The sequence below is a fragment of the Pseudomonas sp. TE21435 genome, assembly GCF_056279265.1.
Genome location: NZ_JBWBQZ010000001.1, coordinates 320,944 through 346,897, shown reverse-complemented (window position 1 = coordinate 346,897; position 25,954 = coordinate 320,944). Strand labels below are relative to the sequence as shown.

Annotated in this window: 30 protein-coding genes; 10 read left to right on the top strand and 20 right to left on the bottom strand. The window is 58.6% G+C overall.

All coding sequences use genetic code 11. The features are described from left to right. The first annotated feature begins 2 nt into the window (after positions 1 to 2). On the top strand, positions 3 to 500 hold the full coding sequence (locus tag ACZ9C1_RS01565) for a GNAT family N-acetyltransferase (protein ID WP_476253455.1): 498 nt from the start codon (positions 3 to 5) through the stop codon (positions 498 to 500). A gap of 152 nt (positions 501 to 652) precedes the next feature. Here ACZ9C1_RS01565 and ACZ9C1_RS01560 read toward each other — a convergent pair whose 3' ends face one another. Beyond that, positions 653 to 1,465, bottom strand: a complete 813-nt coding sequence (locus ACZ9C1_RS01560) for an aminoglycoside phosphotransferase family protein (protein WP_476254550.1) — start codon at positions 1,463 to 1,465, stop codon at positions 653 to 655. A gap of 251 nt (positions 1,466 to 1,716) precedes the next feature. Here ACZ9C1_RS01560 and ACZ9C1_RS01555 point away from each other — a divergent pair, with 251 nt between their 5' ends. Further along, positions 1,717 to 2,814 (top strand): NAD(P)/FAD-dependent oxidoreductase, encoded by a 1,098-nt coding sequence (locus ACZ9C1_RS01555; protein ID WP_476253454.1) that lies wholly within the window; start codon positions 1,717 to 1,719, stop codon positions 2,812 to 2,814. On the opposite strand, the gene ACZ9C1_RS01550 is transcribed toward ACZ9C1_RS01555, so the two are convergent. Next, entirely contained in the window at positions 2,801 to 3,856 is a 1,056-nt protein-coding gene (locus tag ACZ9C1_RS01550; RefSeq protein ID WP_476253453.1) for a hypothetical protein, read from the bottom strand. The genes ACZ9C1_RS01555 and ACZ9C1_RS01550 overlap by 14 nt on opposite strands. 442 nt (positions 3,857 to 4,298) lie before the next feature. Between ACZ9C1_RS01550 and ACZ9C1_RS01545 the strand changes: the two genes are divergently transcribed. The 3 genes from ACZ9C1_RS01545 (at position 4,299) to ACZ9C1_RS01535 (ending at position 5,630) form a co-directional block, all read left to right on the top strand. Next, positions 4,299 to 4,544: a hypothetical protein gene (locus ACZ9C1_RS01545; RefSeq protein WP_102684505.1), complete on the top strand. Its 246-nt coding sequence runs from the start codon at positions 4,299 to 4,301 to the stop codon at positions 4,542 to 4,544. Between the two features lie 138 nt (positions 4,545 to 4,682). Continuing rightward, complete coding sequence (locus ACZ9C1_RS01540; protein ID WP_102684504.1) at positions 4,683 to 4,952, top strand: DUF3077 domain-containing protein; 270 nt, start codon at positions 4,683 to 4,685, stop codon at positions 4,950 to 4,952. Between the two features lie 288 nt (positions 4,953 to 5,240). Then, positions 5,241 to 5,630: a hypothetical protein gene (locus ACZ9C1_RS01535; RefSeq protein ID WP_476253452.1), complete on the top strand. Its 390-nt coding sequence runs from the start codon at positions 5,241 to 5,243 to the stop codon at positions 5,628 to 5,630. 186 nt (positions 5,631 to 5,816) lie between these two features. Here the strand turns inward: ACZ9C1_RS01535 and ACZ9C1_RS01530 are convergent, their stop codons facing one another. From ACZ9C1_RS01530 to ACZ9C1_RS01510, 5 genes are all read right to left on the bottom strand, one after another. Continuing rightward, positions 5,817 to 5,972, bottom strand: a complete 156-nt coding sequence (locus ACZ9C1_RS01530; RefSeq protein ID WP_476253451.1) for a hypothetical protein — start codon at positions 5,970 to 5,972, stop codon at positions 5,817 to 5,819. A 55-nt stretch (positions 5,973 to 6,027) separates the two neighbouring features. Further along, positions 6,028 to 6,354, bottom strand: coding sequence for a hypothetical protein (locus ACZ9C1_RS01525; RefSeq protein ID WP_457377919.1), 327 nt, complete (start codon positions 6,352 to 6,354; stop codon positions 6,028 to 6,030). A 100-nt stretch (positions 6,355 to 6,454) separates the two neighbouring features. Beyond that, positions 6,455 to 6,667, bottom strand: coding sequence for a hypothetical protein (locus ACZ9C1_RS01520; protein WP_457377920.1), 213 nt, complete (start codon positions 6,665 to 6,667; stop codon positions 6,455 to 6,457). Between the two features lie 402 nt (positions 6,668 to 7,069). Further along, positions 7,070 to 7,681, bottom strand: a complete 612-nt coding sequence (locus tag ACZ9C1_RS01515) for a M48 family metalloprotease (RefSeq protein ID WP_457377921.1) — start codon at positions 7,679 to 7,681, stop codon at positions 7,070 to 7,072. Between the two features lie 170 nt (positions 7,682 to 7,851). Beyond that, positions 7,852 to 8,346 carry a hypothetical protein gene (locus tag ACZ9C1_RS01510; protein WP_146022622.1) on the bottom strand — a complete coding sequence of 165 codons (495 nt, stop codon included), beginning with the start codon at positions 8,344 to 8,346 and terminating at the stop codon, positions 7,852 to 7,854. Positions 8,347 to 8,873: 527 nt separating this feature from the next. Here ACZ9C1_RS01510 and ACZ9C1_RS01505 point away from each other — a divergent pair. From ACZ9C1_RS01505 to ACZ9C1_RS01495, 3 genes are all read left to right on the top strand, one after another. Beyond that, positions 8,874 to 10,070, top strand: coding sequence for an IS256 family transposase (locus ACZ9C1_RS01505; RefSeq protein WP_016391483.1), 1,197 nt, complete (start codon positions 8,874 to 8,876; stop codon positions 10,068 to 10,070). 780 nt (positions 10,071 to 10,850) lie between these two features. Next, the gene (locus ACZ9C1_RS01500; protein WP_476253450.1) at positions 10,851 to 12,278 is read left to right on the top strand and encodes a hypothetical protein; all 1,428 of its coding nucleotides are present in this window, start codon (positions 10,851 to 10,853) and stop codon (positions 12,276 to 12,278) included. A 351-nt stretch (positions 12,279 to 12,629) separates the two neighbouring features. Continuing rightward, a complete protein-coding gene (locus ACZ9C1_RS01495; protein ID WP_476253449.1) occupies positions 12,630 to 13,565 on the top strand; it encodes a hypothetical protein in 936 nt (311 codons plus the stop codon). A gap of 64 nt (positions 13,566 to 13,629) precedes the next feature. Here the strand turns inward: ACZ9C1_RS01495 and umuC are convergent, their stop codons facing one another. Continuing rightward, positions 13,630 to 14,907 (bottom strand): translesion error-prone DNA polymerase V subunit UmuC, encoded by a 1,278-nt coding sequence (gene umuC, locus ACZ9C1_RS01490; protein WP_476253448.1) that lies wholly within the window; start codon positions 14,905 to 14,907, stop codon positions 13,630 to 13,632. Beyond that, positions 14,897 to 15,325, bottom strand: coding sequence for a LexA family protein (locus ACZ9C1_RS01485; protein ID WP_476253447.1), 429 nt, complete (start codon positions 15,323 to 15,325; stop codon positions 14,897 to 14,899). Before ACZ9C1_RS01485 ends, umuC begins: the two co-directional genes overlap by 11 nt. Positions 15,326 to 15,432: 107 nt before the next feature. Between ACZ9C1_RS01485 and ACZ9C1_RS01480 the strand changes: the two genes are divergently transcribed. Then, entirely contained in the window at positions 15,433 to 16,110 is a 678-nt protein-coding gene (locus ACZ9C1_RS01480; RefSeq protein ID WP_476253446.1) for an SOS response-associated peptidase, read from the top strand. A gap of 48 nt (positions 16,111 to 16,158) precedes the next feature. Here the strand turns inward: ACZ9C1_RS01480 and ACZ9C1_RS01475 are convergent, their stop codons facing one another. Together ACZ9C1_RS01475 and ACZ9C1_RS01470 are read right to left on the bottom strand one after the other, a co-directional pair. After that, positions 16,159 to 16,344: a hypothetical protein gene (locus ACZ9C1_RS01475; RefSeq protein WP_476253445.1), complete on the bottom strand. Its 186-nt coding sequence runs from the start codon at positions 16,342 to 16,344 to the stop codon at positions 16,159 to 16,161. An 85-nt stretch (positions 16,345 to 16,429) separates the two neighbouring features. Then, positions 16,430 to 17,224: a DNA adenine methylase gene (locus ACZ9C1_RS01470; RefSeq protein ID WP_476253444.1), complete on the bottom strand. Its 795-nt coding sequence runs from the start codon at positions 17,222 to 17,224 to the stop codon at positions 16,430 to 16,432. A 20-nt stretch (positions 17,225 to 17,244) separates the two neighbouring features. Between ACZ9C1_RS01470 and ACZ9C1_RS01465 the strand changes: the two genes are divergently transcribed. After that, a complete protein-coding gene (locus tag ACZ9C1_RS01465; RefSeq protein WP_476253443.1) occupies positions 17,245 to 17,931 on the top strand; it encodes a hypothetical protein in 687 nt (228 codons plus the stop codon). 8 nt (positions 17,932 to 17,939) lie between these two features. Here ACZ9C1_RS01465 and ACZ9C1_RS01460 read toward each other — a convergent pair whose 3' ends face one another. From ACZ9C1_RS01460 to ACZ9C1_RS01420, 9 genes are all read right to left on the bottom strand, one after another. Next, positions 17,940 to 18,482, bottom strand: coding sequence for a lysis system spanin subunit (locus ACZ9C1_RS01460; RefSeq protein WP_476253442.1), 543 nt, complete (start codon positions 18,480 to 18,482; stop codon positions 17,940 to 17,942). Beyond that, positions 18,482 to 19,033: a glycoside hydrolase family 19 protein gene (locus ACZ9C1_RS01455; protein WP_476253441.1), complete on the bottom strand. Its 552-nt coding sequence runs from the start codon at positions 19,031 to 19,033 to the stop codon at positions 18,482 to 18,484. Before ACZ9C1_RS01455 ends, ACZ9C1_RS01460 begins: the two co-directional genes overlap by 1 nt. A gap of 23 nt (positions 19,034 to 19,056) precedes the next feature. Continuing rightward, complete coding sequence (locus ACZ9C1_RS01450; protein WP_476253440.1) at positions 19,057 to 20,121, bottom strand: phage late control D family protein; 1,065 nt, start codon at positions 20,119 to 20,121, stop codon at positions 19,057 to 19,059. 57 nt (positions 20,122 to 20,178) lie between these two features. Beyond that, positions 20,179 to 20,385: a tail protein X gene (locus ACZ9C1_RS01445; protein ID WP_186713635.1), complete on the bottom strand. Its 207-nt coding sequence runs from the start codon at positions 20,383 to 20,385 to the stop codon at positions 20,179 to 20,181. Then, positions 20,360 to 21,202, bottom strand: a complete 843-nt coding sequence (locus ACZ9C1_RS01440; protein WP_476253439.1) for a phage tail protein — start codon at positions 21,200 to 21,202, stop codon at positions 20,360 to 20,362. The genes ACZ9C1_RS01445 and ACZ9C1_RS01440 overlap by 26 nt, the downstream gene beginning before the upstream one ends. A gap of 9 nt (positions 21,203 to 21,211) precedes the next feature. Then, positions 21,212 to 23,800: a phage tail tape measure protein gene (locus ACZ9C1_RS01435; protein WP_476253438.1), complete on the bottom strand. Its 2,589-nt coding sequence runs from the start codon at positions 23,798 to 23,800 to the stop codon at positions 21,212 to 21,214. Between the two features lie 131 nt (positions 23,801 to 23,931). Next, a complete protein-coding gene (locus tag ACZ9C1_RS01430; RefSeq protein ID WP_476253437.1) occupies positions 23,932 to 24,228 on the bottom strand; it encodes a phage tail assembly protein in 297 nt (98 codons plus the stop codon). Positions 24,229 to 24,255: 27 nt separating this feature from the next. Further along, positions 24,256 to 24,765, bottom strand: a complete 510-nt coding sequence (locus tag ACZ9C1_RS01425) for a phage major tail tube protein (protein WP_476253436.1) — start codon at positions 24,763 to 24,765, stop codon at positions 24,256 to 24,258. A gap of 11 nt (positions 24,766 to 24,776) precedes the next feature. Continuing rightward, positions 24,777 to 25,943, bottom strand: a complete 1,167-nt coding sequence (locus tag ACZ9C1_RS01420) for a phage tail sheath subtilisin-like domain-containing protein (protein ID WP_476253435.1) — start codon at positions 25,941 to 25,943, stop codon at positions 24,777 to 24,779. Between the last annotated feature and the right edge of the window lie 11 nt (positions 25,944 to 25,954).

Sequence of the window (25,954 nt, the reverse complement as noted above, 5' to 3'; positions counted from 1 at the left end):
CAATGGACTTCATTACTGTCGACTTCGACAAGTCGATTGATCGCTCTGCGTTCAATTGTAAGATCCATCCCGCTCTCAACGCCTATATCACTCAACAAGCCGGTCAAGACCAGAAGCGCAATGTGTCACGCACATTCATGTACGTTGAGAAAAGCACTTTGCTGGGCTTTTACACGCTAGCTAATGCGTCAGTGGCGCTCGACTCGCTTAGTGAGGATCAGCAGAAAAAGATGCCTCGGTATCCGATCCCGGCGATTCTCTTGAGTCGTCTTGCAGTCGACCGAACCGCACAAAAAAAGGGCCTTGGCAAACGCCTGATGGCAGACTTCTTTCGGCGAGTGTGCGTGGTTGCCCGACATTCGGGAGTTGCGTTCATTGTCGTCGATGCAAAGGACATGGACGCTGCCAGCTACTACCACAGCAAGCTTGGTTTCGTACCATCCAGCAATAATCCTTTACGCCTCGTATTACCCACCGCCACTCTTTTAAAAACGGTTTAGACCGATCTGCCCAACGGAGGGCAATACACTGGGTGCCCGTGCGGGGCCAGTATGCGTGTAGCCAACGCCTAGGGGTTGGAAGGTTTCGTGTGCGAGCTGCACATCAGCGCAATCCCGGCGTCACCCTTGATCGCCGCCTTACATACAATGCCTCAGTCAGAACCCCGAGCGCTGCCATCGAGCGCCGAAGCCGCCAGCCTCGCCAACGCCAACCTGCCCCCCGGCTCAGCGCCGTCCTCGATCATCCAGGTTGCCGACAACCCTGCCCACGCCAGCACCCACTGCAACAACCTGTGACGCTCAATACCGGCTGCCTGCGAAATGATCGCTATACGCCGTGGGAAGCGCCCCGGTGCCTGCGCGCTGGCGTCGTCCGGGTTGCAGAGGATATTGGCAAAATCGAAGCCCCGCTCGCCGTACAACCCCTTGGGGTCGATGGCGAGCCAACCGGCCGGCCCGAAATCCAGCACATTGCCGTGATGGATGTCGCCATGCAGCACCGCAGCGTCCTGGGGAGCTGCGAAAAGCGCCCTCGCCGCCTTTGCGCTGTGCTCCAGCACCCCACCGTACGTCGCCGCCGCGCTCCACAATGCGTCGAACCATTGCTCCAGCGGCACCAGCGCAGGCCTCGGCGTCGACCGTGGCGCATGCAGGCGGGCTGCCACGGCACAGAGAATGCGCGTGGCCTCGTCATCCCTGCCATCTGCGACCATCTGCGCAAGCGACGCCGAACCTTGCGCCCGCTTCATCAGCAATGCCTCGCCGGCATGGGCCAGCACAGGGGCTGCACCTTCGCCTGCCCACCAGGCCATCAGTTGGCTGCCGGCCTGCTCCTCCGGCGCCTGCGAGATTTTCAGCATCGCCGGTGTATCGCCTTGGCGAACGGGCAATAGATTGCCATTGAGTGAAACGAAAGCCTCCCCATCGATGGTCAGCCCCCACTGCTTCAGGTATCGATCAAACATAGGCTCGCTGGTACTCACGCTTTCCATTTAATATGCCGTTTGCCCCTGTGGACCTAGGGTCTGTACGAAATGTGTCTGCGCGAAGGCCAGACAAGGCGAAACGGGGGGAGGAAGCGGAGTGTACTGGATTACATGAGCATTCCGAGCCCCGTTTCAACGCAGTATGGGCGAGTGCAGATACATTTCGTACAGAGCCTAGGGTTGCCAGGTACGGCCAGTGAAACATAGTCCCGAGTCGGTGACGGAGCACGATGAAAAATATCCCGGGACTGAATGTGGTTGTGGTGGGGGCAGGTATCGTGGGGGCCTCCGTTGCTTACCACCTTTCCTGCCAAGGCGTGCAGGTGACCATCGTGGAGGCTGGCCATGTAGCGTCTGGTGTGACCTCCACTTCCTTTGCATGGATCAATTCCGCCTGCAGTGACGCAGACCCTGTCGCCGCACTGCGGGCCGCAGCCGTATCGGACTATCGTCGCCTCGAAGCGCAGCTGCCAGACCTACACATTCAATGGACCGGTTCGCTAACCTATGGCCTCCCGGAAGTACCGGCCACCCCTGCCACGGCTACAGGGATCTCAACGGTATCCCGCGCTCAGATCCTCACCCTGGAACCTAATCTGAAACACCCTCCTGCCCAGGCCAACCATGCTCCAGAGGAAGGCGCGCTGAACGCAGTAGCGGCCACCCGGGCCTTGATCAAAGGCGCTCAAGCCCGAGGCGCCAGGTTGCTGGAGCAGACACAGGTGGAAGGGTTCACGGGTAGCGCAGATAAAGTCTCAGGTTTGAAAACCACCCACGGGGTAATCGATGCGGACCTGGTGGTACTTGCGGCGGGAACGGGTACCACGCTATTGACAGACTTGTTGGGCTACCCACTTCCACTGGAAGCCTCTCCTGCCATCTATATCCGCTACAACTCGCCGCCCCACCTTGTCCGAGGGATCCTTTCCAACGCAACCATGGAGGTACGGCATGCTGATGACGGCAGCCTGTTGGCGGCAGAGGATTATCTGGACGATGCCGCAGATAACCAACCAGGCGCGATTGCACTGAGAACCGCCGAGGCCATCAGAGCAGAGTTGCATGGCGCCGTTTCACTCGACGTGGAAAAGGCGTGCGTGGGTTTCAGGCCAATACCCAGCGATGGTGCACCGCTAGTTGGTTATCTGCCGGGTATCAGCGGCGTTTACGTTTGTGTCATGCATCCTGGTGTCACGCTGGCCGCTACCGTAGGCCGCCTCGTGAGCATGGAAATCACCAGTGACACGCCATCGCCCGATTTGGCGCCGTGCAGGCTTGGTCGATTTGCCGGTGAAATGGGGGCCTGCCCCCTGCCTATTGCAACTTGATGCCTAGGCTCACCAGTGCGGCCAACTCCAGTGGGTTCAACTGGTTGAAGCTATCGATAGTGGGTAAGCTCTTCATACCACTCTCGGGCATATCAAGCTTCGCGCGAAGCAGACTGATCAGGCTATCGCTCAGGCCCTCGGCACGGGTCATGCGGGACAGAAGCTGATCGTCATCGTCCGCCAACCCCAATAGTTCGATGGCAGTCCCCATAACCCCATATGCCCGCTGACCGAAACACCCCTCCAGCTGCTCAAGAATCTTGTTGGCCTCGTGAGCACCCAGTTTATCAATATGCGCCTGGAGCTGTTCGCTAATGAAATCATTCTGCGCTTGAGCGTCCAGCCGCATCTTAGGATTATTCATGGTTTTTTCGAACCACCGGGTTTCCTGGCCTTGCAGGAATGTCATCAGCCCATTCAGAAAGACACTTGGGTTTGGACGGTCGGTGGCCAAGTTCGCCAGCGCTGCCTTGATTGAAGGCTGATGGGAGTCAGCATCATGAGTCAAGCTCAACGCGAGGGTGCGCACACATTGCAAGTCCCCGCGGGTTTTCACCATCATCTCAATTTCTTTGAAATTTGCACGCCCCTCGACAATGGCACCTTGCAAGCTATTAATCTGCTCGGCTTTCAGCGTTACATCGAAGCGCTTGTGATCAACTTTGGAGGCAGTAGCGAGCAGGCTTACTGCATCGAGCGCGGTCTTGAAGCCATTGCCGAAACTGCGGCGAAAAGGCGCTGCGGTGCCGGTCGGTTCGGCGTGTTGCGGGCGTAGATCCTCCGCCGCGCCCTGGGCCGCTGCGCTTCGGCCGAGAAAACTGGCCAACCATTGGAGCAAGTCCTTCAGCGGCTGGGTCGTGGATATATTCAGGTAGTGGAGCAAACTCTTACCTGCACTATATTCAATTCGCTTTGCCAACCGATTGGCCTCTGGCGAGGTAGTGACCACGCTCACCTGCGCCTCACCAACGGTACCTGAATGAGTCTGCTCGCTGATTTGGCTGGGCAGGTACTGGAAGCTCTGATAACCATTGATCAGCATAGTTAACTCCTTGGTTTAACCTAGCCATCAATGTATGACCCTGGGCAACGCAGAGGCTATCAATGCTGATCGGTTTGTTTTAGGCGACGCCTGTCCCCACACCCTGTTCCCGAAAAGCGTCGATGTAGATCATCAACAATCAGATTTTACCCCTTCCTTGTAGTCCATTTCCCAAACATACTGCTGCCGCCTTTTTTCCGTTGCGGCTGCTCTGTGGGCGCTCTAGTCTCGGCCTGTCGTTGCACATCAACGACACAGCTTTGACAGGCTGTAACGGTAGAATCACGCAGGCAGTCCCCGTTCAATGGTGGCTGTACGTGTGGGCACGCTTGCGTGCGCCGGAACTTTTGCGTGATTTACCGCCGGTCTGTCAACCCACGTACAGCTGCCGCCCTTCTGTTTGACAGCAGGCTGGTGGTGGCACCGTCAACGGTAAATCACCATGCTAAAGATCGTCCCCGACCCACCCCACAACCACCACTCTCTCGAAGACACCCTTATCCAGGCCACCGAGTACGCCCTGTGCGCGCAGAGCGTGGCGCATCAGGCTGTGCTGCTGCAGCCCAAGGCACCCGCCTCGATTCTGATGCTGGCCTCCATGCATGAGATGGAGGCACTGCGCGTGCTGCTTGAGTCGGCATTGATTCAGGTGCAAATGCCGAACGCTCAACCGCGTACGTTGCACTAGATCACAAGGCATGTGGCGCCTGAGATGACGTCATCGCGGGGCAAGCCCGCTCCCACGCCATTACGTCCCGACGTGGGAGCGGGCTTGCCCCGCGATAGCGCCAGGCCAGGCAGCAGAACCCTTCAGGGAGATTCAACGATGACCACAGATACCACCCCGCCCCACACCACCGTGGGCAAGACCAAGTTCTACCAGGGCGAAGGCCAGACCGACCCGCTGTTCTGCATCGAACCCGGCATCCCTTGCCAGCATGCGCGGGACCAGGCTTCGGAATTGATGGGCTGCGTACGCGACCTGACCATCACCGGCATCATGGAGGAAAAGCCCCAACTGCTCTGGGCGTCGTATTACCTGAGCGCGTTGGCCAAGGCATTGATGGACGATGCGGAGTTGGGGATGAGTCGCTAGGAAAAACGACTATCCGGTCGGTGCCATAAGCCAGGATGTGGGGCACCACCAAGGATCGTTCGGCAAACCGGCTCCCACCCAACCGCGCCGACCTCAAGTCGGCGCCATCGCTGGCAGGCAAGCCCGGTGCGACGCACTGGGATAACTCTTGGACTACACTGCACCCGCGCTCAGCGACGTACAGCGCAAAACGCGTTAGTTCATGAACCCGCCTCCAGCGCCCTGCTTGAGGCAAGGTTATCTACCGCCTCAGGTCTGGCTGGAGCGGCAGCCAAAAGGAATTGGAAAATGCTCAAAGCACTCTCGATAACCGGGCTTACGCTCTCGCTTGCTGGCTGCATGCTCCCCGAGCCGCCAGCGCCCCCAACCCCTCCCACCGTCGAACATGCCGCTGCAAGCAAAGCTGAAATAGCCGATGCCAAACAGAAGCTGCTCAAGCATATTGCCGACCCGGATTCGGCGAAGTTCGAAACGCTGTACAAATTCAAGGCAGCCTACGCCAGCGGTAAACAGTACGAAGGCGTTTGTGGCTATGTGAACTTCCGCGGGGCGGAAGGCGGCTACGAGGGCTTTACACCGTTCATGGTTATTGGTGATGTGGTCTCCTATTACGGTGACCACTTGTCCCACAATCAAAACTTCCTCAGACAATTCTGCACGCGCCCACGTCTGGGCTGAAAGCCAGCAGATCTGCCCATACCCCGATGCAAACAGCATCGGGACGATGCGTCAGAGTTTCAGGATTGTGAACGTACGAAACGAAGGCGAGCCGCTGATTCACAGAGCGGAGCCGAAAACGCAGTAAGTGAGCCGTCTAAATACCAAAAGCCCAGCACGAAGCCGGGCTTGGCTCAACAATCCCGCTCACTCAGGCGTGCGCGCCGGGTCGTCTGGACTGCGTTGCTGCCCCATGCCCTCGCCTTCTTCTTCCTCATCCATGAGCGGATCGTCTTCTACTGGGTCAGGCGTCGTGGGATCGTCTGGGTTGGTGCCGCCCTGCTCTCTCGGATCGGTGCTCATCGCTGCATACCTCGGAAGGAATTGCTGGATACCACACCTGATTTGAGAAAGAGGCTCACGGGCTCGTTCGATTTTCCGTCGCGCCGCCGGTCGCCTTGGCGTCAGGCCCCGGAACCGCATAGGACGCCCCCATGTCGCGTGCCAGCGCAACACCCCAGAGCATCGCTGTGGTCATGGATTGGCCTGGCCTCGCCTTGTGCGCTTCCTCATGGAGGCAAGCGCCGTCCGGCCCATAGATTCCAATGAACATTTGAGTGGCACCCACACGGGAAAGTCGGACCTGAACATCAATGGTCAACCCGGCCTCGAGCACTTCGGTATGTGAACGACTGTGCAGCTGGGCGTCCGCCCAATTCCAGTAGGTCTGGCCTCTCGATCTCATCGCGTCCTCCGTCAGAATGAGATCTAAGTAAGGCACAGATAGCGAAGCGGCTCTATGCAGGCTATCCAGTTGTTTGGAAAACCTGACACATTCGACGAATTCACTCCGGAAAAACCCGCATGGCCTGCTGGAGCTCATTGATCGTGGCGCCAACGTGCGCTTCATCGATCCACTTCCATCGAGCACCGGTAAGCAGCCCTCCAATGGCATGAAGACGCAGATCATTGGGAGGGATGCCCCGGACAGCGCCGGCAGCCAGCAACGCGAAAAGCGCCTGCTCCAGCGCGATTATTCGTTGCGCCTCGTCAGTCATGATGCAATCCCCTGTTTTGCTTTGCCCTACCCATTGGTCATCATTGGCAAGAGGAAGAGCAGCCCATGCGACCGGTGGCGCGAAATACCGGTGTACGCGTTCAGCGTATGTAACCGACCAGCACCTGATTGCCGATCAAACCGGAGAATCCCGCCATGGTTGGTAAACTGGCAACCATTCATTCTTCACATTGCCTGCCAGCGCCCCTGCCGTCTGGCTTCGCTGAGTTCGTGCCCCACTCTTATGCATTCTCAAGCCGCTCCCCCCACCGCACCACGCCCCGAACCGGCCTCCCAGCCTCCCAGGCAGCAGCAGGAGCGTCCGACCAGTGGTACTGGTATGGTTTTTTACAAGTTTCGAAAAGCTCCGTTGTGGCGGAGCCTTAAAAAACACTAACAAGTTTTAACCTTTTAGACGCATTACATACCGAGTGCTTTCATCCGCAGCTTGGTCTAGAGAGTTTCCATTCATTGCAAAATGGAACCCCGCCACAATTGCATCTGCACGCTCGTTTGGCGTGCCGTGGTGGGATGGATGATCAATCATATTATCCCCGAAGTTGTGCTGTGTCTGGGCAAAGACAGCAGCCGGAAATTCAGGCCTTTCTCGCTTTCTAAGCCCAGCGAAAAACCCAGCTAAATAATCCGCCTGCAGCTCAGACCGCTTAACCGTTGCAGCTCCAGCATTCACCACATCCATCAACCCATGTTTATATTGATAGATATGGCCAAATTCATGCGCACAAACTGCAGCCACGGACAGCTCAGGATGATCATTACCCGACATTAGCCTCTGCAGCATGCCAAGACCAAACATCACTGTCCCGTCGGTTTTTTCTAACAGCTGAGCAGGGGTTGCAAATGCATTGTGCTCAGAACCGTCAGCATAATAGGCAAAGCCTGGCAAGACGCCAAAGGTATTGGCAAGCTTGGCTAGCGTATGTGCCAGAGCCCTATCAAACGCCCTATTGCCTGACTGCCGTATGGGTTCTGTTCCTAGATTAAACGAGCGCACCTCGCTACTCCCCAAAAGCTGCCGAGCTTGTGGCGCAGTTATAAAACATCCGTGATAATGATCTCCCCCATGTTCTGCAAGGCAACGAGAGGAATTAACATAACTAAAGACGATAGTAAGCAACCCTCCCAGGACAGTCCGGCGTCTTGTTAGCATGATTCTACCCTCTACTAACACAAGTCGGGATACATTGAGCAGGCTCCTCCGTCATTAGAGGGGCTAGTCGGTGTAGAGGGCGTAGCGGTGGGCGTTGGGGTGGGGTTTGGAATTGGTTGCGATGGTAAGTTCGCGCCGATGTTGAAATTTGCATACTCTATTCTGTTACTCAGCGCGCCAATGCCCATAAACCACGTTGACTGACCGCCTTGATGCGTAGCAACAAGATTGAAAATTGCTCCACCCGGCAGCCCCTGAGAACCGATAACTGTAATATTGGTAACTGGCCCCAGCGCAGCCAGGGCTGGATAGTATCCACTATTGCCGGTCTGCATCGCAATTGTTTGCCAGAGCTGTGGCCCATACCACATCTGGTTGGGTGTACCGGTCTGCAACTGCTGAATCATTCCCGCTAACACGGGCCTAGGGTCCGCTTTGGCGGCATTAAAAAACAATGAAGTCACAATAACCAACCAGCCGACCATTAAACCAATGCGTCTCTTGTTCATTATTATTGCTCCCTAGCTTAACTATAGGTCTCAGCCTACTGCCGTTTCGCTGGCTACCCTGAAAGCTAGACCAATGCAGGCAACTCGCCACCCTCCAACTCGAAATGAGCTCTGGCTGCGCTGCGACAACGCTCGTGAGCCAGTACTGAGGTTGTACCATCGCCAGCCAGGCCATGAGCCGGTTGCGGGGAAGATCTATGTGCTGGCAGCTTCGCTCTCTCGTGAAAGCAAAGCTGCCGTGATCAAGCTACGACAGAAACTCGTCTACTCCTATCCCGACACCTTGTTCCTTCTAGCGGGAACAGGCCGGCTATGGCTGAAGGGTACCCGCAGGCAACTCGAAAATGCCCAGCAATTGCTCGCCATCGAAGGTATTACGACACAGATCTAGCCTCACGCAGAGATCGTGTCCCGGGAAGTGGTGTAACTGAACCAGCCGAAGGCGCCCTGCGGGCGAAAGAGGATGGTCATCGTGGTTCTTGGCTAACGTTGAGTTTGCGGACTTAACCTTCACCAGAGAAACCACGATGACCAAGCCCACTATCGCATTGACCGAGTTGGTTGAGAAAGGGGCAGATGCTGATCTGCTCAAGCAAATGATCCAGTTCGTTGCCCAGCGCATGATGGAGTTCGATGTCGAAGGCCTGTGCGGTGCCGGCTTCGATGTCAAAAGCCCAGACCGGACAAACAGCCGCAATGGCTACCGTGACCGCCTGTGGCAAACCCGTGCCGGCGACGTCGACCTGAAGATCCCCAAGTTGCGCCAAGGCAGCTACTTTCCGGGCTTCCTCGAACCTCGACGCACCGCCGAGAAGGCCATGGCGGCGGTCATTCAGGAGGCCTACATTCAAGGCGTTTCAACGCGTTCAGTAGATGAGCTGGTGAAGGCCATGGGCATGACCGGCATTTCCAAAAGCCAGGTGTCACGGCTGGCAGGCGAGATTGATGAACGCGTTCATGCGTTTCTTGATCGGCCACTTGAAGGTGACTGGCCCTACCTCTGGATCGATGCCACCTACGTCAAGGTGCGGGAGGCCGGGCGCATCGTCTCGGTCGCCGTAATAATCGCCGTGGCCGTGAACACTGACGGTGGCCGCGAAGTCCTGGGCATGCGGGTTGGGCCATCGGAGGCCGAGCCGTTCTGGACAGACTTCCTGCGCAGCCTCATGCGACGTGGCTTACGGGGCGTGAAGCTGGTCATCTCCGACGCCCACGAAGGCCTGAAAGCAGCTGTGTCCAAGGTCTTCAATGCGACCTGGCAGCGCTGTCGCGTGCACTTCATGCGCAACGCCATGGCCCATGTCGGCAAGGGCCAGCGCACCATGGTAGCGGCGCTGCTGCGCACGGTCTTCGCCCAGGACAGCCGTGCCGAATGCCATCAGCAATGGCGTTTGGTCGCTGATCAACTGCGCGAAAAATACCCCAAGATCGCGACACTCATGGACGGCTGCGAGGATGAAGTGCTGGCTCACATGGCGTTTCCAAAAGCGCACCGACAGCAGTTACACAGCACCAACCCGCTTGAACGGCTTAACGCTGAAATCAAACGCCGCACCGATGTCGTGGGGATTTTTCCCAACGATCCGGCCATCACACGGCTGGTAGGCGCGATGCTGCTGGAGCAGAACGACGAGTGGTGCCTGCAAAGACGCTACATGCAGTTGGAGGCCTTCGAAGCGGTCAGCGATAATCCACAGGCCAAGCTGTCGGCCGTGATCAACTAAACGGCAAACTCAGTGGCCAGAGCCATGATGAGTTACACCACTTCCTGGGACACAATCCACGCAGATCCGCAGGCTGCCATTCCAATCGGCCCCCAAACCTGGCACATCGGAGCAGCATTCAAGGCGTTGCATGGAAAACGAGTTGGCGTGGCTTCCGGTGCCGATGCATAACAGCGGCTTATCGCCGATCAGTTCGGACGAATCCCGCCATGCTTGGTAAACTGGCAACCATTCATTCTTCACATTGCCTGCCAGCGCCCCCCGCCGCCTGGCTTCGCTGAGTTCGTGCCCCACACCTATGCATTCTCAAGCCGCTACCCCCACTGCCCCGCGCCCCGAGCCGTCCCGCCGCTTCTCCGTGGCGCCGATGATGGATTGGGCAGACTCTACTTGCAGGCTTTGATTTTCGGGAGCCCCAGGGTCACCTGTATTTATCCGTACCAATCTTGTACCAACCAATCCTTTAGCTGCCACAGAATGGCCCAGCTCTCGACCAGCCCCTACTGTGAGGCCATGCGGCTTCGATCAAAGCCGCAACGCTACGTTCCGATGCCTTCCTGATGTGCGGCCTAGCCTGACGCGCTAGCTCACCTGCCCCCCAAAAAACCGGCAGCACCAAACACCCATACTCGCCCCATAGCCCGCCCACGTCTGTACTGGCACAATGCATCAGACCTTGGCAAGGATAGGCTCCAGGTTGGCTCACTCGACCACAGGCGCTAGTTCTGCGCTCAAGAAGCAGTACCACCACACTGTATCGCACAAAGGAATGGATCCACTATGAGCAGTCTAGTCCCCAAACCACAAATGCAGTTAGTTGACCCACAAGCACAAATGGTCGTTGACGTACTGCAAAGTATTGGCTTGCCACATGAAAACATTATTGCCTCCCAAGAGGAAAGAGCAATTATCGGGCACGCCTTACCGGCATTAATTGAGTCACTCCCTCATGACGCGAAACAAGGCGCCAGGTACTTATCCAAATTTGTTGTAGGTGCGGGCTTTGGGTTATTTGACTACTCACTCAACGCAATTTGGAATGAGGTCGTCCTAGACCTACATAAAAAAGTTATAGCGTATGGACTCGATATTTTCTACGACGCGGCAATCGGAGGAAAAAATAGGGAGTTCTACCAGACAGAAGATGACCTCCGCTCAGTAAAAGATGCAACTCTCCTAGATACATGTCGAAAGCTTGAACTGATAAGCGAGACAACAACAAAAAAACTGAAGCACATGCTCGACATGCGCAACGATATTGGAATATCGCACCCAACCAATTACACAATCAATGCTTACGAGCTTTTAGCCTGGCTCACGAATTGCATCAAAGATGTATTGAATGATCGCCCCACTGAATCCGCGCTACAAGTTCAGGCATTCATCCAAAACCTCCGATCATACACTCAACCTCTTGACGCCGCCAACCTTTCCAGCATTACCAGCAAAATAAATGAGCTTGCGTCCCACCACTGTGGGAACATTCTCAGAACCATGTTTGGCATCTACGTAGCAGCAGATACAGACCCACAGGTCAGGAAGAACATTTCCCTACTTTCAATTCCTGTCTGGCAAGCAAGCAATGAAGACTTCAAATACCGACTCGGACTAACTCTTGAAGGCTACAACACCAATCTTCACAAAGAAAAGTACGAACTTGGCGACCAATTCTTCCAAGCCGTCAACGGCAATGCTTTCCGCTCAGATGCTGAACGAGCAATTATCGTAGATGGGCTGATCGACTCGCTGCTTGAAAAGCATAACGCTTGGGACAACTACCACCACGAGGCCCCCGTGGCTGACGACATAATGTCGTACATACACAAACAGCAGGATATTCTAACGAATTTCGCGCCCAAGCTGATTAAGGTTTTCCTCATATGCCGAATCGGTAATGGCCGGTCGTACTGCAACGGAGTCTCCCCAAGAGGTGCGACTTATTACGATCAGCTTCTAGGATTGCTAGGTGACCACTGGGCACCTACTGCGCTTGCAGCCCTTACGAGCTTCGAGATTCAGTTTCAACTTAGTGAGGAAATTTGCCGCAAACAAGCATGCAAAGCCTTGGAAAAAATCAAAGCGGGCGTGGTCAATCAGCGCCTTCTCGAGTGCATTGACTTCCTCTTAACCAACCTCCCAGGCAATGGCAAAGCACCACTTGACAGCAGATTTAAGCAGCTATCCGCTGGATATCTAACCTGGTCGTGAGTCCGCTTTGATTCGACTATTGCACACCCCAATTGTGCTGGAGTATTGACGTAACAAGCGCCCAACCCTATAAACAAAGGGCTTGGCGCTTGTTGAGGCCTGCTGGCGGAACCCCTAAAGGGCATGGGGTGGCATAGAACGGTGCTCGGTTTGTCCCATTTTTGCCCCATCTCACCCCGCTACCTGCCCCACGGGGGAAAACCGACAAGACAGCGTACGCCCGATGATGAATGTGGCCAATTCTGCTTGTCATACTCAGAGGCTAGAGAGGTTCCTAGCCCCACTTTCTCCACCCTACGGCACAGACTGATCACCTGCGCCATTTGAAAATCACATAAGGTCTACAAGGAAATGTTAGACGACATAACGACTGCCATCAAAGCCCAACTCTACGAGCGCGCAACAAGCCCACTTCTAGGTGCATTCCTACTTTCGTGGTGCCTAATAAATTACAAAGTAATTTTAATAATCTTCTCAAGCCTGGGCGCCCCTGAAAAAATTACTTATATTAGCTTAAATCTCTTCCCCACAACTCAGGATTATATACTTAAGGGAATTGCCTTTCCGCTACTAGCCTCGCTCTTCCTAATAATACTATACCCCCACCCTGCGGCTTGGATTTACTCAATATCCAGATCGCACCACAAAAAACTTAAAGAAATAAAACAAGCTATAGATGACGAAATCCCGCTAACAAGAGCGGAATGGCGAGAGCTACGTATCTTAACCATCCAACAGCAGTCCGCCTTTGACGAGAAAAATGAAAAACATTTAGCAGAAATCAAGTCACTGAAAGAAATCATAGCCCAGCTTAATCCACAGACCTCAGTGCTAAGCGGCAAAATATCCGACCTCGAATTGACAAACACCCGATTGGAGTCCGACCTCCACAGATCAAAAAACGACATACAAACGTTAGAAGACATGCTCAAAAAAGTATCCAGCGGAAACTTTAAGAAAATTGAGGACCTACTACCTCACGAGATTTTAGAGAAACTATATCCTCAGAAAAAATTCCCTGCCTCTGGTACTGGAATGGGACAGGACTTCGCCCTAAAAAGCGCCGTAACCCAGATAGAGAGATACATAAAAGATATTAACGCCTTCGGAAATATCGACTGGGCAGTAACCACTACAAACAATAAAGTTTACACTTCCTGCCCCGGACCATCAGGCTTGATTGTAAAGGAATGGGGAACCATAGAGTTTGACAACATCTCCAGCTCCATACTCTCTATTATGAGCGCCATCAGTCGCCATGTAGAAACCAACGGAAGAAAACCATAGGCCGCACTCGATCAAAGACCAATACCATTCATTTAGCAATACACAATAAACCCATGAAACCTGATCACAAACATTTTACTTTCCACAATTGGTCAATTCGCGTTGTATAGGATTGGCTCATCATATCTCGGCGCATCCTCCATTCGGGAGCGCCGGGATCACTGCCCGCCCTCACTGTTCTTCTGCCATAGCGTGTATTGATTTCGTCCAAAACAGCCATTAAGCGGCTTGAGGATTCTGGTTGTGAGGCTGTAAACAGGTCATCGCTAAACTCGCCAGGCTGTCGCAGATCGAGCAGTAGCACCTCGGCCTTGCTGTAGCGGTAGCCGGCCTGGTAAATCCGATCTACTGCCTCAGTTGCAGCCCTTGTCAGCAGCAAGGTGTCATTGGTGGGGTACGGGAGGGCGACCTGGGCACCTTTGGCAAAGTGCAGCTCATTGGGATTGAACATGCCTGTGCGGATCGATACTCGCATGTGCTTACAGACCGAGCCCTGCGCACGTAGCTTCTCGGCCGCGCGCCCCGTATAGGTAGCCACCGCCTGCTTAATCGGCGTCAGCTCCGTCAGCCGCTTGCCGAACATTCGACTGCAGCAGATCTCCTGCTTCGGCGGGTCAGCCTCATCCAGCTCGAGGCAGGGTGTGCCGGCGAGCTCACGCGCGGTCTTCTCGACCACCACGCTGAATTTGTCGCGCAACATCCGCGGATCTGCCTTCGCCAAGTCCATGGCCATGCGGATGCCCATGGCCTCCAGGTGTGCCGTCATCCGCCGGCCAATACCCCACACCTCTTGCACCTCGGTGTTGCGCAACACCCAATCACGCTTGAAGTCATCAGTGATATCGACCACCCCGCCCGTATGCGCCTGCAGGCGCTTGGCAGTGTGGTTGGCGAGCTTTGCCAGGGTCTTGGTGCGGGCGATCCCTACACCGACGGGGATGCCAGTACAGCGCAGCACCTTGGCACGCACATCCCGGCCGAACTGGGTCAGGCTCCCCTGTACGCCCGTGAGGTCAGCGAAGCATTCGTCGATCGAATAGACCTCGGTCGCCGGCACCATCGACTCGATCAGCGACATGACCCGCTCGCTCATGTCGCCATACAGCGCATAGTTGGACGAGAATGCCACGACGCCATGCCGGCGCAGCTTCTCCTTGGCCTGGAAATAGGGCTCACCCATCTTCACGTAGGGCTTGGCGTCGTATGACCTGGCGATCACACAGCCGTCGTTGTTACTCAGCACCACGATGGGCGTCTTGGCCAGATCCGGCCGGAACACGCGCTCGCAGCTCGCGTAAAACGAGTTGCAGTCGATCAGCGCGAACACCTGGTCACTGGGCATGATCGCGCACGCTGTAACGGACCACACCCCACATGACCAGATCGTCGCCCTCCATGACATGTCGCGGTGGGTAGGCGGGGTTCTCCGACTGCAGGATTAGCACGCCGTCGCGCCGGTACAGGCGCTTGCAGACGGGCTCAGTATTGATCGCGGCGATCACGATGTCGCCGTGCTCGGCCTCCTTGCTGCGGTCTACGATGAGAAGATCGCCCGAGAAGATCCCGGCCCCCTGCATGCTGTCGCCCTCCACCTGCACCAGGTACACGTGAGGGGCACGCAGGTCGAAAAGCTCGTCGAGGGAGATATGGCGCTCCAGGTGATCCGCCGCTGGCGAAGGGAATCCGGCCGGCACACGGAACGAATACACCGGCAGCAGCGCGGGGCCGCCCGTCGGCGCGCCCAGGAATGTGATGGTCATGGCAGATAAACTCAAATGAATAGCTGTATATTCATACAGTAAACTGTCAGACCGTTCCTACGTCAATGCGCGGACGCGAGGCAGCCGACAAACGAGCGAGGTGGGTTATGTGTGGGAGGCTAAGCCAGTACCGAGGCATCCATGACTTCGTTGACACCCTGAGCATGCCAGAGGTATGGCGGAACAACGTCGGTGACCAAGCCCTGGGCCGGTACAACGTCGCGCCCACGACAAACGTGGCGGTGCTTCGAGTAGATGACGCAGGCCCGCGCGCGGACCTGGTGAGGTGGGGGTGGCGGCCGGACTGGGCGGCCGACCGGGCGGCGCCTATCAACGCCAGGGTCGAAAAGGTGGCGCACGGCCCGTTCTTCCGCGCGATATGGCCGCACCGGGCGATCACACCGGTGGATGGCTGGTACGAATGGGTTGATGAAGGCGGGCCAAAGAAGCAGCCCTACTACATCCGCCGGCGAGATGGACGCCCCGCCCTTTGCGCCGCGATCGGTCAGTTCACCGGTACTGAGCATGACGGGTTCGTGATAATCACCGCCGACGCCCAGGGCGGGATGGTCGACGTGCATGATCGGCGGCCAGTCGTACTGTCGCCCGATCTGGCAGTTGAATGGATTGCGGCCGGCATGCCAAGCGAGCATGCCGAACAGATCGTGCTCAACCTGGGCGAGCCGGCCGACATCTTTGAGTGGCACCGTGTCGGCACCGATGTAGGCAACGTGCGCAATCAGGGGCCGAGCCTGATCAAGCCCGCGCAACAAACCGCCTCGTAAGCACCGTCCCGGACCAACTTCGCCCGGGAAAGCGCTGAGGCGTCGCGGTTACTTACCCACCGACTCCGCCTTGATCCGGGCGGACTCGGCAAAGCCAACCCACTTGCCGGCGGAATCCAGGCCGCGACTCACCAGTTGCTGTTTAGCCAGCTCGTTCAGGTCAATCTCACCGCGCAGAGCCGCCAGCAGGATGTGGGAGGGGAAGGTTTGAAGGTACATCTCGGCGGTTTCCATGAAGCGGCTTCCTTTGTGATCGTGGACACAGTAACGCTCCACGCAAATCGAATAGCAAGCAGATCAGATCCTGAGCGACAACCATCTAGAACAGGCCTCCCAAAGCCTCGGGGACCCAGTTCATGATCACCAGCTCGCCGGTCACATCAGCCTTGCCTTGCCGCTGATTGGTATTGCTGTAGCGGATATCCAGGCACTCAAAGTGGAAGCCGTCGAAGGCTCGCCGGATGTCCGGGTGATCGTTGATGCTGACCATCACCCTGCCCTTGCAGCGCCGCATGAAGTCGGCCATGCGCTCGTACTCCTCGAACGGGAAGTCGACGCCATAGCCGGCGGTCTGCCAATAAGGCGGGTCCATGTAGAAGAACGTGTGCGTTCGATCGTAGCGCTCGGCGCAATCGTGCCAGGAAAGGTTTTCGACGTAGGTGCCGGCCAGGCGCTGCCATGCGGCCGAGAGATTCTCCTCGATGCGCAGCAGGTTGATGGCCGGTCCCGTGGTGGCGGTACCGAACGTCTGCCCGGAGACCTTGCCGCCGAAGGCGTGCTGCTGCAGGTAGAAGAAACGGGCTGCACGCTGGATGTCGGTCAGCGTCTCGGGGCGGGTCATCTTCTGCCACTCGAAGATCTGCCGCGAGCTGAGCGCCCATTTGAACTGGCGGACGAACTCCTCGAGGTGGTTCTGCACCACCCGGTAGAGCGTCACCAAGTCGCCGTTGAGGTCGTTGAGTATCTCCACCGGGGCGGCCTGGGGACGCATGAAGTACAACGCAGCACCGCCGGCGAAGACTTCGACATAGCATTCATGAGGGGGAAAGAGAGGGATCAAGCGGTCGGCCAGGCGGCGCTTGCCGCCCATCCAGGGAATGATTGGAGAGGTCATTGATTGCAAGTCTTTACTGTATGGATAAACAGGTGTTAGGCTCGCCGCGCTTTGTGCACAAGGCAGGGGCCACGGCTGGACTTGCAGGAAGAGTCTGCGGGTTCGGCGGGCCGGGCTGGATGTTGGCGCATCCAACCGGCTCGCCCTTTTACTTTTACATGACTGAACCTCAAGGAACGGGTATGGGTAAGAAACTTCAAAAGTTCAAAAAAGACACTTTTGACCTTATACGCGAGATACCGACAGAGTTCGCCCTAGCTTTTCTACTTGGGACACTCCCTATATTGCTATTCAGCAAAAGCTCAAAAGCATTAGACGAAATGGTGTCAGGACTATTAGCGATCGGCCCCCTGATCGACTATTACGGCTGGATGATGCTCCCCTATTTAGTATTGATAGGGATCAAATATGGCTTCCGGTTTAGAACAGAAAGAGGGGCGACCACATTCAACTTCACTCACAAGGTCGTCACAGAAGCAGGGACTGGATTCCAGACCATTTTAAGGACCGGTTGTGGTGTTGCGATAGGGATTGCACTGCTATCGACTAAAATAACCCACGCCACCACCGCTCATTATTGGATGCTATTCTGGATGGCGATTGCACTACTGATCGCCACCAGCGCTATATCTATGTTTAGAAATCGGGTCCTTCAAACAACTGATCGCCCAACTTACAAAAACCCCTTAAAACTAGACATCAAATGAAAAAAGAACTAATTGACCATAGTTGATACATAAGCCTGACAGGCTTTCAAAGCGATCAATCCTCGATCGCCTTCATCGGTGATGGCGACAATTCGTCGAGCATGCGCTGGGTCAAGTTGGGCGCGTAGGGCTCCATCCACCACGCCTCCGGTGCCGGCGGGCGCTCGCACCCCACCGCCACAACCCTGGGCGGCAACGGATCCGGCGTCGACCAGGACTGACAGCCGCAGATCAGCAGTAGCAAGCCGGTCGCGCAGGCGAGCCTGAGCTTGTTGAGCATCGTTCATCTCCTTCCAGTGGGTTTGGTCCTGCACCTGCAGGCGGTCTTCCAACGCACGCCTTGCTGCCTGCAACTGTTCGAGCTGGCCGAGCGCCGCCACTGCAGCAGCTTCCCTCTCCCGGCCATGCTCCAGATCCTTTGTCGCAAGCTGCTGCTCGTAGCCCGCCACCTGCGTGGCCAGCTCGTTGGCCTGCCACAACCAGGCAAGCCGTGCGCCGACCACGGCACCGAACACCAGGGCCAGCAGGGCGAGCCGCGATTCGAGGCCCATCAGATCAGCACCTGCTCGGCACGCCTGTAGATCGCCAAGCGATCCTCCAGGCCATTCAGGCCGCCGTTGATGCGCCGCGTGATGGCTTCGAACGCCGCCGGTCCCTTGTCGGCCAGCGAGTTAAGGCCCGCCTGATGCCAGAACCACCCCGCCGAGTCTGCGGCATGCTCAGGGCGCTCGAGGAGTTCGGGGTAGGCCAGCAGGTTCAGGCCCAGGGCCTCGCCGCAGCGCTTGTAGTTGTCGTGGCCAGTGATCTGAATCAGGCCACGGCCGCGGTACTTCTGGCCGTCACCGTCGGCCTCGGGCGTATTGCCCAGGCGCGCGGCGAGCTTGCCGGTGTCGTACTTGCTTAGGTACTGATCGCTGCCGAGTTCACGGACGTAACGCAGCTGGCCAGACTCGTGGCCGACCTGGGCGAGCCATGCGCGCTTGCGAAAGGGAGTGACGATCCCCCACTTCACCATCGCCGCGTTCAAGACAGGAAGAAAAACGCCGGCTTGGGTACCGGCGTTGGGAAGGATCTGCTGCAACTGTTTGAGGGTGACTGTCATCTTGAATCTCCTGTTGTGGCCGCTCAGGCCGGGTTCACCGCGACCACCTTCAGTGGCCTGTCGAATTTAGTTTTCTTGCCCCTGCCCTTGCCTTTGGCATTGGCCTTGCCCTTCTTCCCGCCGTTGCACTCCACCGCGGTCGACCAGCCAGAGGCATCGAACGTCTGCTCGACGCTGTCGACCAGGTACTGGCCATCCAGCCCATCCTTGAAACCCTGGGCGTTGATCACCCGTTCAGCGAAGAGATCGGTTCGCCCAGCCATCTGCAGGCGCACGCCGGCCGTGCTGCGATTGAATGCGGCGAGCTTGGCTTTGGCCGCCTGCTGGGCTGCCGACTTGTTCGGGTAGATGTGTCGATCGGTGTGCACGGCCGGCAGGCCGGTAGGTGCGTCCTCGTTGCTCAGCTCGATGACGGCCAGTTCTCCCGTCTTCTTGTCCTGGTGCGCTGTCTTCACCGCCGCCTGCGCGTTGCGATCGCCGAGTCGGAACTGCCACCGGCTCACATCCGCCGGGGTGATCGTGACCGTGCCAAAGGCCTTGCCGCTGGCACTCAGGCTGGCTTCACGCGGCATTACCAGCAGCTTGCCGTCGGCGACCTTCGCCGTGCAGTCGTACTGCTTGGCCAGCCGGGTGATGAAGTTGAAGTCGGATTCGTTGCGCTGGTCGACGCGATCGACCTTCGTCTGCACCGGACAGACCGGTGTCCAGCCATTGCGCGCGGCAATGTCGCGGACGATCTGCGACAGGGGCACGCCTTCCCAACTGCCACTGCGTGTGGTCTTGCCAGTGCCACGCATGTCGCTGGCCTTGCCCCTGATCACCATGGTGCGGGGCGGCGCCGAGACCTCGATCTCGTCGACGGTGTATCGGCCCAGGCGAGCCAGCGCCTGGCCCACGTAGCCCAGGTGGACCTCGATCCGGGCGCCCCGGGCAGGCAGTGCCACCGCGGCGTCGCGGTCATCGATCCGCAGCTCGAACTCGTCGGAGTCCATGCCGGGCTTGTCGGTGGTTCTCAGCAGGATCAGCCGGTCGTTGATCAGCATCGTGATGTCCCTGCCATCAGCGACGATGCGGAAAGTGGGTTGCATAGTCCCTCCAGAATGCAAGAGCCCCGCACTGGGCGGGGCTCGGTGTGGTGCGATGGGTCAACCCCATAGCTCGATAGTCTCGATCGACGGTGCTGCCAGCTCGGGCAGCACGATGATTACCCCGGCGCGGTAGGGTTGCGGCTCATCCGCCAACCCCGGGTTCTCCTGCAGCACCAGCTCGACGGTGCCGTTGAGGTGCCCGTAATGCTGGTAGCACAGCGTATCCAGCAGATCCCCGTCAGACGTTCTGCATGTCATTGCCATAACTCACGAACTCCAGTGAGAAACCCTGCTTGCGCGGAATGCCGCCGGCCAGCAACGCGCTCTGTTCTTCGTCCAGGCTGGTCAGGCACCAGGTGCCCAACACGTCGCCGTAACCGGTCACCAGACTGATCGGCTGCAGCCGGCGCACAATGGTGCGCAGCGCATCCAGCTGCTTGATCCCACCCCGGCTGGTGAAGATCACACCCTTGAGCGTGATCTTGTCCTCGCCCTGCCCGACCGCCTGCTGCGCAATGGTTCGCGTCAGGCGCTCCTGGCCGGCCCAGCGCGCCGAGGTCTGCCGGCGCAGTTCGTCGAAGGCCGCGGTATCCAGGTTGAAGTAGTACGGCTGCTGCTTGGCATCGAGCGGCTGCAGGATCAGCAGATGCGGGAAAGGCTTGATGGCATCGGCTGCCGGCGTGGCCAGCGGCGCGAGCGCACTGGTCGGCAAGATGTTGGCCAGCGTAGGGCTTGCCTGCCCCGCGATGCGGCTGATCGCCGCCGAGGCCCTGCCGGCCTGCTCCTTCAGGGAGCCGATGCGGTCTTGCACCGCTGCCGCTCCGCTAACTACCTGGCTATAGGTTGATGCGACCTGCCCCACCGAGGACTGGGCCGCGTTGATGGCTCGCATCGTGCGCTGCAGCTTCTGGCCGAGGGCCGGGCCAAGGACTGGCAGGTTCTCAAGCTCCGAGGCAGCGCCGGTCATATCGCCAACGGCACCGGTCAGCGGGCCGAGCATTCCGTCGAGGCTGGTACGGCCAGCCTCCCCCGCCGCAATCAACGACGAAAGCGTCGATTGCATGGACGCCATGTAGGCCATGGCACCTCCTTAAACGTGAGGTTGATCGAAGAGCTGACCAGCGGCCTGGCGCGCCAGACTTTCCCGTGACCAGGTTTCCCAGCTATTGCGGATCATCCCCTCGAGTGAGCGGAACACCTGCTGCGGATCCTTGACGTCACCCTGCACCGTGACCGGCATGTTGGGCATGTATGAGAACTGCTGGTCGACCTTGGGCGGGTCCGCTTTCGGCTTGGCCTGCTCGAGCGCCTGGGCCACGACGGGCGCCGTGGGAGCGGGAGCCGCCGCGGCGATCGATCGCGCGACATCCCCAGGCGCGGCCTTTTCCTTGTCGGCCTTTGCCACCTGCTCGTCCTCGCCGAACAACTTCTTGCCCAGCCAGCCGCCCAGGCCCTCACCGCCGAGGCCGCCGATCGCAGCCCCGATGGCACCACCAATCGCCGTGCCCAAAACCGGCACAACCGAACCGAGCGCCGCACCTGCAGCACCGCCCGCCAGCGCGCCGGCCAACCCGCCCGCCGCACTACCGTAGCCCTCGGCCTTCTCATCCTGGGTTTTCGCGTTCATGGCCGTCTCGACCACGGTCATACCCGCATCGAGGACCTTCCCGCCTGGGAGCCTGCCGACCACCTTCGACACCTTGCCGACGGCACCCAGCATTCGGCCCATCCGACCAACCTCGGAAACCGCCGACGCTGCAGCTATCCCGGTCGAGGTACCCGCGCGCGCCACTCGCCCGACTGCACTCGTAGGAGCGGACCGACGCGGCGCAAGCCCGCCACGCCCCTTACGCTGCTGCCGGCGTCGGCGCCGACCGCCCGGTTCGCCGCCTCCCGTTGAGGATCCGAACCCGCCGAGGTCCTTGACGTTGACGACAAACACCCGCTGAGGCTCGCTACCCAGAACACCGCCGGCATCATTCGCCGCAGCACCGCCGAACACCTTCCCCAGGACGCCTAAGCCAGCATCGACGACCTTGCTGCCGGTCTCGGGCACGTCATCGGTACCTCCACCGCGCCCCCTGCGACGGCCGCGCATGACGTTCAGGACGCCCTTGCCGATCTTCGCAGTGCTGTAAACGGCCAGCAGGGCACTGATGCCAGCAGCGATGCCTGCAATCCCTATCACTAGGCCAGGGAGCTTGTCGGACAGCGTCGTCAACCCACGGGCCAGGAACGTGATCCCCTGACCGATCTTGTCGGTCACCGGGCGTATCGCGTCACCGACACTGCGCATGCCATCATCGATCGACTGCAGCGTCTCCGCCCAGATCTGCGAGGACGTCTCGCGGCGCTCAGCAAGGTTCTTGTCCAGGATACCGGTCGCCTTGGTCGAGTCGTTCTTGAGCTGGGTGTAAAGGTCGCGGTTCTGCGAGTACGCCGTGAGCGCGGCCTTGACCTGCATATCCGCGAACAGGTCGCCGGTACGCAAGGACTTCTCCAGCGCTTCCAGCGCAGCCTTGGCCTTGACCGGGTCGGCTTCCTTGCTGATCCCGGCCTGCGCGTCTTTGATCTTCTTGGCCTTGGCAGGGTCAGTGGCCTCGACGTAACGCAGAGCCAGGGCCATGCTCGACTCAATCGTCGACATGCCCTTTTGGATCCCCGTGTTCAGCGAGGCCTGATAGTCAATTCCCGCCTTCTTGTAGGCATCGACGACCTCGCCGGAACCGATCTTCTCGATCCAGTTTTTGAAGTTATTCGCTGCTTCGTCCGAGCCGCCGGCCGTCTTCATCTGCACCTGCAGCATAGAGCCGAGCGAAGTCACCGCATCGAGGCCAGTGCTGCCGCTCTTCTCCATACCCGCCAGCAGCTGCGGAAACCAGCGCGCCATGTCACTGGCCTCGAAGCTGCCCGCCTGACCTTGGTAAGCAATCGCCTCGAGCGCTTGCTCCATCACCTTGGGGTCCGTGATCTTGGCGTTCTGTTGCAGCGCCATGATCATCGACGCGGTGTCGACGCCGCTGGCTCCCTGCCCGACCGCAAACTTCGCCGCCGTGGGCGCGTAGGACAGCGCCTTGTCCAGTTCCATACCGGCGCCGACGAGCTGGTTGACCAAGTCCGCGACGTCGTTGCGGGACATACCCGTGTCCTTGGCCGTGTCGATCACCGTCCGTGTGAGCTGCGCTTCCTCGGGCTTGTTCGCCACATCCGCCTTGATCGCGATGTCACGGATCACAGCCTGGTAGCCTGCACTGATCTTGGTCGGGATCGCCGCCATACCGACCCCGACCGCCGTGGCGGCCAGGGTTGGCTTGAGCAACGACTGGCCAGAGCTGATCTGTTGCCTGCCTTTCTGCTGCAGATCTGCAGCTTTCGCTTCGCGCCCCAGGCGCTGGTACTCCTTTGACAGCCGGCCGACTTCGACACCCTGTTTCTTAAGGGCATCGAGATTGCCCTCCAGGCGCCGCAGCAGCCCGGAGGCCGCCGCCGAGCCGCTGTCGTGCGCTTTCTTCCATTCATCTCGAAGCTTGATCGTCTCGCCGATGGTGTTCTTCAACACCTTTGCGCGACTGCCGCTCTCCTCGAGTTTTTTGATGTGCCCCTTGGCAGTACCGAATGCTGCACCAAGCGATGCAGCGACGGCGCCGCCGATTTCCAGGGCGATCGCCAGCTTTGCCATGCGCTACCCTCCTGCGTGCTCAGTCGGTGAGCCACCAAACGATATCCATCCAAGGCATCGCCGAGATTTCGGCCGCCGAGAAACCCAGCTCCTTAGCCAGCCGCTTGGCTAGCTGTTTCTGAGCTCGCGGGTCAAAGCCCGTCGTCTTGCACCAGACGAAAATAACCGGCCTGCAGGCGCGTGTAGTCCTTCAGGGTCAGGCTCTCGAGGTCCTTCACACCGACCTCTGCGAGTGAGGCGAACAGATTCAGTTCGCGCTGCTCGTCGTCACCGTCGGCGGTGCCTTGGGCGGTGCGGATATCACGTACGGTCGGCGCACGCAGCGACAGTTTGTCGACCTGAATGCCGTTGCACTCCGCAGGGCGGCTCAGCTGTACGGTGACGCGGTCGGCTTCAAGGTATAGGTAAGCGGGGGTTTTCTTGCTCATGGGATGTTGTCCTTTTCAGTGAGGGGGTTACAGGCCCAGGGCCTGGCGTTGAGCAGCAAGCTGGTCGACGCCGTCGATCACCCGCTTCATGCCCAGCGCATCGATCTCGTAGATCAGGCGCCCGTCGACCTCGAGCTTGTAGTAAGTCACTGCGACGTTGTGCTTGATCTCGGCCTTGTCGCCCGGCTTCCAGTCGCCCATGTCGACCTCCTTCAGCGCGCCGCGCAGGGTGACGATCACCGGGGTGATCTTGCCCTTGAAGCCCTTGAAGGCGCCGCGGAACGTACCGTTGAAGGCGGTGCCGTCAGCCAGGCCGAAGAACTTCAGCGCCTCCCGGCGAATGCCGGTGGTGGTGAAGGCGGCCTCTTGTTTCTCCATGCCCTGTTCCATCTCGATCGGCATATCCATGCCGCCCGGGCGGTGCTCTTCCATCTTCAGGGTGAGCTTGGGCAGGGTCAGGCTGGGCACGTCGCCCTGGAAGCTGACGCCGTCGACGAACAGGTTCAGGTTGGCCAGTGTTTCGGGAATCATCGCCATGGGTTCGCTCCTTATGCGTTACCGTCGAGGACTTCGGTCAGCCACTGGTTGGTGACCTCGACGCGGAAGTTGGGGTTTTCAGCCGGCGGGACATCGGTGAAACGGATGTTCCAGTACACCTTGCCCTGCTCTAGTTGGCTGGCGGTGTTCAGCTCCGGGTCGGCGAAGACCTCGAAGTTGATGATTGCGCCCTGGTTCTTCAGGTCGCGCATGAACGCCTGCAGGCCCTCGGTCACGTCCTTGACGTAGGTGGCCGTGATCGAACGGTCCACGGCCCACTTGTGGCCGTAGAGGATCGCGTCCATGACGATGTCCATGGTCCGTACACGGGTGACGAAGGCCCACTTCGGATCGCTCGACAGCGTGCGGTTGCCCCATAGGCGGTAGCCGTCGTCGCGGATGATGGTGGCGATGTTGGCGTTGTTCAGCAGGTTGGCGCGGCAAGTCTCGTCGCCGTCGAGGAACTCGATGGGCCGCGAGGTGCCGGTGATGCCGACGAATTCCTTGTTCGACGGCGAGGCCCAGAAGCCATACTCGCGGTCGGTCCAGGCGAACAGGCCGGCCACCCAGGCCGAGCTGGGCGCGTCCACCGTGGCACTCGCGTCGGTATCCCAGAACCGCACGCCCGGATCGACCAGGAATGCACGCTTGGCACCGAACTCGCCGGCATACGCGACAGCTGCTTCGTCGGTGGTATTCGGCCCGTCGAGGATGGCAATGCCACGCAGCTTGTCGGCCAGGGCCACCAGGGCGGTACCGACCGCCTGGGTGGCACTGTACTTGGGGGTGACCAGCAGGCGCGGCTGGGCGTTGAAACGGCTCTTGCCGTCGAGCAGCCCCTGCAGGCCAGTGCGGGTACCGTCTGCCTTGGTACCGCCGATAATTGCTGACACCTGCTCCGCGGGATCGGCCAGCTTGGCCACACCACAGGCGACGACCACTGCCTTGGCGCGGGTGTAGATAGCGCGGCAGGCCTTGGTGATCGCCGCATTAGGACCGAACGCGGCCACCGCCTCGCGCTCGCTGGTGATCATTACCAGGTCATTCGCTTTGGCCGTGGTATCGGGACCAGGGGTGAAGGTGTCGACCAGGCCGATGATCGAGGACGACGGCAGCGCGATAGTGCGCGCGCCGGTGTCGACGTTCGTTACGGTAACGCCGTGGAAAAAACCGCTCATACAAGTCTCCA

Excerpts from the sequence above, each read along its gene's own strand:
- ACZ9C1_RS01565 (WP_476253455.1), top strand. The coding sequence starts at position 3 with ATGGACTTCATTACTGTCGACTTCGACAAGTCGATTGATCGCTCTGCG.
- ACZ9C1_RS01560 (WP_476254550.1), bottom strand. The coding sequence starts at position 1,465 with ATGTTTGATCGATACCTGAAGCAGTGGGGGCTGACCATCGATGGGGAG.
- ACZ9C1_RS01555 (WP_476253454.1), top strand. The coding sequence starts at position 1,717 with ATGAAAAATATCCCGGGACTGAATGTGGTTGTGGTGGGGGCAGGTATC.
- ACZ9C1_RS01550 (WP_476253453.1), bottom strand. The coding sequence starts at position 3,856 with ATGCTGATCAATGGTTATCAGAGCTTCCAGTACCTGCCCAGCCAAATC.
- ACZ9C1_RS01545 (WP_102684505.1), top strand. The coding sequence starts at position 4,299 with ATGCTAAAGATCGTCCCCGACCCACCCCACAACCACCACTCTCTCGAA.
- ACZ9C1_RS01540 (WP_102684504.1), top strand. The coding sequence starts at position 4,683 with ATGACCACAGATACCACCCCGCCCCACACCACCGTGGGCAAGACCAAG.
- ACZ9C1_RS01535 (WP_476253452.1), top strand. The coding sequence starts at position 5,241 with ATGCTCAAAGCACTCTCGATAACCGGGCTTACGCTCTCGCTTGCTGGC.
- ACZ9C1_RS01530 (WP_476253451.1), bottom strand. The coding sequence starts at position 5,972 with ATGAGCACCGATCCGAGAGAGCAGGGCGGCACCAACCCAGACGATCCC.
- ACZ9C1_RS01525 (WP_457377919.1), bottom strand. The coding sequence starts at position 6,354 with ATGAGATCGAGAGGCCAGACCTACTGGAATTGGGCGGACGCCCAGCTG.
- ACZ9C1_RS01520 (WP_457377920.1), bottom strand. The coding sequence starts at position 6,667 with ATGACTGACGAGGCGCAACGAATAATCGCGCTGGAGCAGGCGCTTTTC.
- ACZ9C1_RS01510 (WP_146022622.1), bottom strand. The coding sequence starts at position 8,346 with ATGAACAAGAGACGCATTGGTTTAATGGTCGGCTGGTTGGTTATTGTG.
- ACZ9C1_RS01505 (WP_016391483.1), top strand. The coding sequence starts at position 8,874 with ATGACCAAGCCCACTATCGCATTGACCGAGTTGGTTGAGAAAGGGGCA.
- ACZ9C1_RS01500 (WP_476253450.1), top strand. The coding sequence starts at position 10,851 with ATGAGCAGTCTAGTCCCCAAACCACAAATGCAGTTAGTTGACCCACAA.
- ACZ9C1_RS01495 (WP_476253449.1), top strand. The coding sequence starts at position 12,630 with ATGTTAGACGACATAACGACTGCCATCAAAGCCCAACTCTACGAGCGC.
- umuC (WP_476253448.1), bottom strand. The coding sequence starts at position 14,907 with ATGCCCAGTGACCAGGTGTTCGCGCTGATCGACTGCAACTCGTTTTAC.
- ACZ9C1_RS01485 (WP_476253447.1), bottom strand. The coding sequence starts at position 15,325 with ATGACCATCACATTCCTGGGCGCGCCGACGGGCGGCCCCGCGCTGCTG.
- ACZ9C1_RS01480 (WP_476253446.1), top strand. The coding sequence starts at position 15,433 with ATGTGTGGGAGGCTAAGCCAGTACCGAGGCATCCATGACTTCGTTGAC.
- ACZ9C1_RS01475 (WP_476253445.1), bottom strand. The coding sequence starts at position 16,344 with ATGGAAACCGCCGAGATGTACCTTCAAACCTTCCCCTCCCACATCCTG.
- ACZ9C1_RS01470 (WP_476253444.1), bottom strand. The coding sequence starts at position 17,224 with ATGACCTCTCCAATCATTCCCTGGATGGGCGGCAAGCGCCGCCTGGCC.
- ACZ9C1_RS01465 (WP_476253443.1), top strand. The coding sequence starts at position 17,245 with ATGGATAAACAGGTGTTAGGCTCGCCGCGCTTTGTGCACAAGGCAGGG.
- ACZ9C1_RS01460 (WP_476253442.1), bottom strand. The coding sequence starts at position 18,482 with ATGGGCCTCGAATCGCGGCTCGCCCTGCTGGCCCTGGTGTTCGGTGCC.
- ACZ9C1_RS01455 (WP_476253441.1), bottom strand. The coding sequence starts at position 19,033 with ATGACAGTCACCCTCAAACAGTTGCAGCAGATCCTTCCCAACGCCGGT.
- ACZ9C1_RS01450 (WP_476253440.1), bottom strand. The coding sequence starts at position 20,121 with ATGCAACCCACTTTCCGCATCGTCGCTGATGGCAGGGACATCACGATG.
- ACZ9C1_RS01445 (WP_186713635.1), bottom strand. The coding sequence starts at position 20,385 with ATGGCAATGACATGCAGAACGTCTGACGGGGATCTGCTGGATACGCTG.
- ACZ9C1_RS01440 (WP_476253439.1), bottom strand. The coding sequence starts at position 21,202 with ATGGCCTACATGGCGTCCATGCAATCGACGCTTTCGTCGTTGATTGCG.
- ACZ9C1_RS01435 (WP_476253438.1), bottom strand. The coding sequence starts at position 23,800 with ATGGCAAAGCTGGCGATCGCCCTGGAAATCGGCGGCGCCGTCGCTGCA.
- ACZ9C1_RS01430 (WP_476253437.1), bottom strand. The coding sequence starts at position 24,228 with ATGAGCAAGAAAACCCCCGCTTACCTATACCTTGAAGCCGACCGCGTC.
- ACZ9C1_RS01425 (WP_476253436.1), bottom strand. The coding sequence starts at position 24,765 with ATGGCGATGATTCCCGAAACACTGGCCAACCTGAACCTGTTCGTCGAC.
- ACZ9C1_RS01420 (WP_476253435.1), bottom strand. The coding sequence starts at position 25,943 with ATGAGCGGTTTTTTCCACGGCGTTACCGTAACGAACGTCGACACCGGC.